Origin of the sequence: Streptomyces sp. 8L, assembly GCF_020176795.1 — a bacterium.
GTDB lineage: Bacteria > Actinomycetota > Actinomycetes > Streptomycetales > Streptomycetaceae > Streptomyces.
Map to the genome: position 1 here is coordinate 1 of NZ_JAIUKE010000943.1, position 805 is coordinate 805.

The 805-nt window shown below is 75.8% G+C and carries 1 protein-coding gene; it reads left to right on the forward strand.

Going from position 1 to position 805, the window contains the following annotated elements; genetic code table 11:
- Positions 1-739 (forward strand): SGNH/GDSL hydrolase family protein (locus tag LCE31_RS40015; protein ID WP_225023231.1); only part of this gene is annotated, 739 nt, incomplete at its 5' end.
- Between the last annotated feature and the right edge of the window lie 66 nt (positions 740-805).

Here is an 805-nt window from a genome sequence, read left to right on the forward strand (position 1 = left end):
GACGCCGGGGGCCCTGCTCGCCTCGGGGCTCGCGGCGGTGGCCGAGCGGCCGGTGGATCTGATCAACGTGGCGCTGCCGGGCGCCCGCTCCAACGACCTGGACCGCCAGGTCACGCTGATGCTCTCCGACCCTTCGCGGCTGCCGGACATCTGCGTGATCATGATCGGCGCCAATGACGTGACGCACCGGATGCCGCCGACGGCGTCGGTGCGCTACCTGTCGGCGGCGGTGCGGCGGCTGCGCACGTCGGGCGCGGAGGTGGTCGTCGCGACGTGCCCCGATCTCGGCACGGTCGAGCCGGTGTACCAGCCGCTGCGCTGGCTCGCGCGCCGCACCAGCCGCCAGCTGGCGGCGGCGCAGACGATCGTCACGGTCGAGCAGGGCGGCCGCACGGTGTCGCTGGGCGATCTGCTGGGGCCGGAGTTCGAGGCGCATCCGAGCGAGATGTTCGGCCCCGACCACTACCACCCGTCGGTCGACGGGTACGCGACGGCGGCGATGGCGGTCCTGCCGACGCTCTGTGCGGCGCTCGGCCTGTGGCCGGAGACGGACCGGCTCGACGTGCTGCGTGACGAGAACATGCTGCCGGTCGCCAAGGCCGCGTCCGAGGCCGCGTCGCAGGGCGGCACGGAGGTCACGGGCGCACGGGCGCCGTGGGCGCTGCTCAAGCACCGCCGCAGGCGGCACCCCGTGTCCCAGCAGGAGCCGGAGGCGCGCGAGGCGCACCAGGAGTCGTAGCCGCGCCCGCGGGAGCGCGGCGGCAGAGGCGGGGGACGGCGCACGGACCACGCGCCGCCCCCCCGC